This is a genomic window from Peribacillus sp. YIM B13477 (assembly GCF_042787955.1).
GTDB classification, from domain to species: Bacteria; Bacillota; Bacilli; order Bacillales; family DSM-1321; genus Peribacillus; species Peribacillus frigoritolerans.
The window spans coordinates 168,962-175,078 of sequence record NZ_JBHZPD010000009.1 but is presented as its reverse complement, the minus strand read 5'-3'; the positions used below and the strand labels follow the sequence as shown (position 1 = coordinate 175,078).

The following is a 6,117-nucleotide window of genomic DNA, read 5'->3' as shown; positions in this document are numbered from 1 at the left end:
TTTACCTATGTTTTCGGAGAATATGATCCGATGATTGGAATGGATTGCAGCGGTTTTATCTATTGGGCCATGAAGGAGCAGGGCATTTCCCTTAAACGGGGTTCGGCAGCGGACTACTATTCCTTGCTGCCGAAACTCAGAGATCCAAAGGCGGGCGACTTAGTATTTTTTAGAGATACAGACTTAAGTCAAGAGATAACCCACGTCGGTATTTATCTAGGGGATGGTCGTTTTATTCATACAACAAGGAATACTGGTGTTCATATATCTGACCTTACTTCAAGTGATTTTAATAAGAAGTTCGAAAGTTTTGGGCAAGTTCAAATCAATATGGACTAAGATAGACACGAGAGAGTTAGACTACTTGGATTTTCTAGTCATATTATCTCCTTAAGGTAGGCAGTGTAACAAGATCACGAACAAACGATGTTACAACTACTATCTTGAGGGGTTTTTAATGTCTTAAAAAGGGCAAAGGTTTTGAGGAATATACAAATGAAAAGAAAATGCAAGTTGTTAAGTTTTATCGGTTATTAATAGATGTTTTAACTGCGATAAGAATCGAAATTGTGGATTAGAAAAAAAGTTGTACTGTTTATAGAAAAGAAAAACCGAAGTGACCTGATTTCGGTTTTTCTTAATGAACTAAATGGGCAGTAGTTGAAGAAAACTTTATTTTAATGGTTGTGGTAAAAATTTCAAGTTAATTTTAAGAAAATACTATTTTTGGAAGGAACTTACTATGGTATTGGAAACGAATATTTAAAGATTAATCGAAAGATTTAGCCTTGAAGATAAAGCGGTAAGTCATTTTTCGAAAGGAAAATACATTGAACTCATAATAACGAGTCTGTTGCGGTAATAGTAAAGCATTTGAGTGGAAATATGATTTCACAAGGTGAATGACTTACTTCAGACCGAGAAAAGGGATAGAGAAATCGTGATGAAGAATTTATAGAAGAAATATCTTCAAAATCCGAGCTAACTATTGTTTGGGAAAAGGATGGAAAATCCTAATTGATATATACTTCAGAAAAAACCTGTTTTCTTAACGGGTGCCAGAGAATTTTATCTTGGTATAATCCATATGGAAATTTTAATTTACTTTCATAATTTCTGGCACCAGCTTTTCTTGGTGAGATGATCTTAGATCCTTTTACTATATTCATCGATTTCGGTTAACATAGCAGCTGTTTTTCTTACTCTTCGAGTTGTTGAGCCTAAAACTTCCCGCAATCGAATGGCTTTGATCCTCTTGTCCCTATATCCTTAAACAATGCTTGTCTCGTTCTTTCCCTTACGTTATGAATGCGTATACTTCCAATTTTTGTGCGATTAATTGAATATTTAAAAAACATTTGTTAGTTTCTGTAGTTTTATATTAGATTCTGTGGTTCCTGTGATAAATTTAAGGTGTTTTTGTAAGAGAAAATACGAAAAAAACAATATATGTGTTTTGGGGTTTTATGGTATGCAAACTTTAAAGAAACGGTAGAAAGAAACTTTATAATTCTTGCAAATGGAAACAAACTTAAGAGGAGAAACCAATATGAATCATCTACAAAAGCAAATACTTTCTTTCCTTGAGGAATGCAATAGAGAAAGATGTGTAAGTAAAATTGCTGAAAAGTACGATAAAAATCTTGAAGTGGTAAGGGCTGAGTTAGTAATACTTGCGAACAAGAAGCTCATAGCTATCAAAAAGAGTACAACTGGGAAGATAAGCAGAGCAACGATAAGTCCAAAAGGTAAACAGTGCTTCAGGGAAGCTACTGCAATTAAGGGTTCAGTCCAAGAGCAAATCAATGAGTTGAAACAAAAGTTGTCAGCTCTGGAAGCCTCCTTCATACGTGCAAAAGAGAATCCAACTGGGGAGAATAAACAGTCACTATTGGATAATGCGAATACGGTTCAATCAGTGGCTTATGGATTAAACTCATTCTTTAAAGTTGGATTGGATACCTTAAAGTAAACAATAACCTCAGAGGATAATCAGGGAACTCTTGTACATTACATCATCAGGGACAAAACAGGCTAGCTCATGGGTATATTGTCGAGGTGAGCTAGTTAATGAGATCCACCAAAAAAGGTCCGAGCCTGGTGGTATTGTTATCATCCATTATTTATTGTCACCCCCTTAAGGGAGCGACAGTCTGTGATGCACCGAGGCCGTTGGAGTCAGACTAACGAATGGGCTCTATTGACACCATAGTTCATCGCTTACTCACCCAGCCATAGAATGAGTATGGACGATTTTCCACGATTTTCATTCTCTGTGGTGGAGCGTTGATTTTTGCGCTTAATGGATATGGCTGACAGGTGCTTTACTTCATTATCAGGAGCTGATCGGCATCTCCTTTTTAGTGAAAGGAAAAGAGTAAAAAGAATTAAAGGAAAATGCACTTTATTAAAGACTGTCATCTTCCCATGCCCTACATAATCTCATATATTGTGTTTTTCTATTGGAGTTTCTTCTTGTTGATCTGCTTTCTTCATTTGTTGTTGAGCTTGAGAACTATATGATACTATCTGTTTTTTTAATGAGTTTGAAGCTAGATTTGCTGGGCCACCTTGTGGGGAATTTTGAAATGGAGATACGAATTAAATTAATTGAGAAACTTCTTGATGAATATTTGCAAGCTCTTGTCCTAATTCAATACCAGTAAAGGTTGCTACAGATAGTTGAGTGTCCATTTTTTTTTGCTGTTGATTGTTTTTTGACATAATAGAAAACCTTATTTAGATAAATTATGGCTAAGGGCAGAATAGCTTAATAAAAATAGGTAGATTAAGTGTGTTCAAGAAGGAATAGTTTGTGGAGTAATGAAAATAGAGAGTGTTATGTAGAATAATGATGTATAAAATATAACAAACAAAAGAAAAAACCAGTTTTATTAGACTGGCTTTTTCATCTTAATATAACACTTTGTTAAATTCGGTTTTTGAGACTTACATGCTCAATCATACGCTTCATTGCCTGAATTTGCCCCATATGAGTCGCTTCATGCATTAATGTTAAACCTGCAAGTTCTCCAACAGTCTTACATCCTAGGAATGGTGTATCCAAATCTTGATCTAGCTGTTCAGGAGGAATTTGCTTTAAACGAGTTATTTGATCTTTCAACTGTACAACCAGCTGATCCATAGCAGGTATATTCCCTGTCCAATCGGCTGGTTTTGTGCCATTCCCAAATAACTTTATATAATTCGTGGGAAGATGGGTTGTTGCATTCGGGAAACCAAACATAGTTTGTTCTGTAATTGTCAAAACGTGACCAGTATGCCAATGAATTGTGTTATTAAAGCCATCTGGCTGCACATCGTTTAGTTCCTTAGAAATGGACTCTACATTCTTGATGAAGTATTCTCTCGTCATCTCAAATTGCTTAAATACAAGTTGATTCATGTTTTCTCCCCTCTCACTAACAAAATCATCCATATTATACCAGTAAATACCGAAAAAGAATATGGTTTGAATTTCCTGAAATTAGCTTTATTTCAACCGGTTAATGTTCCGCAATAGGGAGCGATCTTTTATTGAGAATCGCTTTACTTATAGAATTATATTATTAGCATTCTTACAAAAATAAAAAGTCCCATGAGGTTTTCACGATAATTGTTATACAATTGTAAAATTATACGGTTTCATTTGCGATATAATGGAAATTATTAGAAATGTATTCTGGTGTATGAATATTTACATTTAGAGAGCTATTCATTCTTCAAATTCTAGAATTAAAAAGGATCCTAAAAATTCCTGAATAAAGATGCCCTCAAAAGAATTAACTACTAAAGTAATGTTTGAGGGTAAAGTGATTAAAAAGGAGGGGAATTGTTTTTGACTATAATAGATATTGACCAATTGCTTTTTGCTACTGAAGAACTTGCCGAAGAGTCAATTCCATTTCATCTCGATGCATTTGATATTGATCAATTATTAGATAAAACGGATAACTGGTAAAGAAAAGCATACGTGAAGTGAACTGCACCCCAATGGAGGTTGCAGTGGGGGTGGTCAATTTAGAGATGCAATTGGCTGGCTGGCTTCATCGCTCCTTTAACGATTGGTTTTGTCATAGACGCTTTCGATGGATCGTTTAATGGAGCTGCTTGGTTATTGGTTTCATTCGGAGTCGTTTGTTTTATCGCTTTCATGACCTTGAAATCGGGTAAGGAAAATTTCATGACTGAACATCCACAAACAATTCCTGCTGTAAAATAGTTTGAAAACAATGCAGGAAAAAGTGGGTATGATTTATAAAAGTTTGTTCGAAATCATATATAGATAGTGCAAAAACTCTACCGGTTAGATCTTGAAAGCCTGATGTTACTGAATTTCAGCTAACAGGGCTTTTTATTTTTTTATACGCCATTAGCAATAATATTAATCAAACAGTATGGCCCTGGCATTTTCCATGATGAATATATAACTTTTCTAATGTCTGCAATTAATCTAAGTGGTGGACCTGTGAAAGGGAAATGAATATACCAGTATCGTTCAGTAGAGTCCGAGGGAAGCACTAAAATTCTAAGTTTTTATTAATGTATAAATTTGGTAAAAACAGATTGAAAATAACCAATGTTTTTAGGGAGGAAGCAAATGAAAGTAAATAAAATACATCATGTTGCAATAATTTGTTCTGATTATGAAAAGTCAAAGAACTTCTATGTAAATATTTTAGGGTGTGATATCGAGAAGGAAACATATCGGTCAGAAAGGAAATCTTATAAATTGGACTTAATCGTTGGAGGGGAATATCAGCTGGAATTGTTCTCATTTCCTGATCCCCCGCATCGTCCTAGTTATCCTGAAGCTAGGGGGCTTAGACATCTTGCTTTTGAAGTGGAAGATATTAATCAAGCGATTGAAGATTTAGAAAAAGAAAACATTCCAGTCGAACCAATCCGTGTTGATGAGTTAACAGGAAAAAGGTTCACTTTTTTTAGTGATCCGGATGATTTGCCTCTTGAAATATATGAAAAATAGGATGAGGTTACCTCTATTTCTTAAGTTGATTTCAAAGATGAATACGATGATTTAAAGAGGTTACTTATATCAATTAAACTATGAAGATTCCCTATGATATGTCGATACCATTAAGTTTGATCAACTTGTATTCCATATTTCGATGAGAGCTGAAATAATCACCGGCTATACTATCTGTAGATTGATCATTTAAATATGTCAGGAGATAAAAAAATGAATGTTTACAAATTTACAGTGTTGATACTTTTAACGACATTTTTGATGGGTTCTTCTTTTGCAGTAGTTAAAATTGGTCTACCGTATTCATCCCCATTATTATTAGCAGCATTACGCTTCACACTTGCCGGACTCATAATGGCGATAATCGTAATCTTTTTAAAAAGACCGCACCCAAACTCTAAAGGGGATTGGATAAAAATGCTCATTATCGGCACTTTTCAAACAGCCGGAGTAATGGGGTGCATTTTCCTGAGTTTACGCACGATTACAGCAAGTGAATCCTCCATTCTTACATTCACGAACCCGTTGCTTGTTGTTGTTTTCGGTACGATTTTTTCACAAACACGCTATAAACTATATCAATGGATTGGTGTTTTATTAGGATTAGTCGGAGTAATTATAACGATGGGCGCGCAACTTGAATTCAAGGTTGGTATTCTTTTCGGCATTCTTTCTTCTGTTTTCTGGGCGATTTCCACTTTATTGGCGAAAAAATGGGGGGCGATTTCCGATACATGGGTATTATCTGCCTATCAGATGCTTTTTGGCGGTTTACTGCTTTTACTTGGCAGCTTTATTCTTGAAAAACCATTTTTCATACTGAATGGCAATTCGTTGTTCATTTTATTATGGTTAAGTATCATGTCATCGATCGTGCAATTTGCTGTTTGGTATTACCTTTTACAAAAGAGTGATCCCGGAAAAACAAGTGCCTTTTTATTTTTGGCACCTTTCTTCGGTGTATTATCAGGGTGGGCACTATTAGGTGAACAGATATACACTACACTCTTGATTGGCGGACTGTTTATCATCATTGGCATCTATCTTGTAAATAGCAATTTCCAAAAGGAAAATAAATTAGTTAAAAGAGCTTTATAGTAATCGTAGATCTAAGCCGCTAAAGACAGAAA

At 35.0% G+C, this 6,117-nt stretch carries 9 protein-coding genes; 6 read left to right on the top strand and 3 right to left on the bottom strand.

Annotated features, from left to right (window positions below):
• From ACFX4H_RS22610 to ACFX4H_RS22600, 3 genes are all read left to right on the top strand, one after another.
• A partial coding sequence (locus tag ACFX4H_RS22610) for a C40 family peptidase (protein ID WP_377436290.1) occupies positions 1–339 on the top strand: 339 nt, incomplete at its 5' end.
• Between the two features lie 522 nt (positions 340–861).
• Entirely contained in the window at positions 862–906 is a 45-nt protein-coding gene (locus tag ACFX4H_RS22605; RefSeq protein WP_376708057.1) for a hypothetical protein, read from the top strand.
• Positions 907–1,549: 643 nt separating this feature from the next.
• Positions 1,550–1,972, top strand: coding sequence for a hypothetical protein (locus ACFX4H_RS22600; RefSeq protein ID WP_034313108.1), 423 nt, complete (start codon positions 1,550–1,552; stop codon positions 1,970–1,972).
• A 629-nt stretch (positions 1,973–2,601) separates the two neighbouring features.
• Here the strand turns inward: ACFX4H_RS22600 and ACFX4H_RS22595 are convergent.
• Entirely contained in the window at positions 2,602–2,724 is a 123-nt protein-coding gene (locus tag ACFX4H_RS22595; protein ID WP_367409885.1) for a hypothetical protein, read from the bottom strand.
• 205 nt (positions 2,725–2,929) lie between these two features.
• Complete coding sequence (locus ACFX4H_RS22590) at positions 2,930–3,406, bottom strand: DinB family protein (RefSeq protein WP_034313103.1); 477 nt, start codon at positions 3,404–3,406, stop codon at positions 2,930–2,932.
• 432 nt (positions 3,407–3,838) lie between these two features.
• Here ACFX4H_RS22590 and ACFX4H_RS22585 point away from each other — a divergent pair, with 432 nt between their 5' ends.
• Positions 3,839–3,961: a hypothetical protein gene (locus ACFX4H_RS22585; protein WP_262869108.1), complete on the top strand. Its 123-nt coding sequence runs from the start codon at positions 3,839–3,841 to the stop codon at positions 3,959–3,961.
• A 59-nt stretch (positions 3,962–4,020) separates the two neighbouring features.
• On the opposite strand, the gene ACFX4H_RS22580 is transcribed toward ACFX4H_RS22585, so the two are convergent.
• Positions 4,021–4,185 carry a hypothetical protein gene (locus ACFX4H_RS22580; protein ID WP_377436289.1) on the bottom strand — a complete coding sequence of 55 codons (165 nt, stop codon included), beginning with the start codon at positions 4,183–4,185 and terminating at the stop codon, positions 4,021–4,023.
• Between the two features lie 415 nt (positions 4,186–4,600).
• On the opposite strand from ACFX4H_RS22580, the gene gloA2 reads away from it, so the two are divergent.
• Together gloA2 and ACFX4H_RS22570 are read left to right on the top strand one after the other, a co-directional pair.
• Complete coding sequence (gloA2, locus tag ACFX4H_RS22575; protein ID WP_063576747.1) at positions 4,601–4,987, top strand: SMU1112c/YaeR family gloxylase I-like metalloprotein; 387 nt, start codon at positions 4,601–4,603, stop codon at positions 4,985–4,987.
• Between the two features lie 213 nt (positions 4,988–5,200).
• Positions 5,201–6,085: a DMT family transporter gene (locus ACFX4H_RS22570; RefSeq protein WP_377436288.1), complete on the top strand. Its 885-nt coding sequence runs from the start codon at positions 5,201–5,203 to the stop codon at positions 6,083–6,085.
• Positions 6,086–6,117 lie beyond the last annotated feature (32 nt).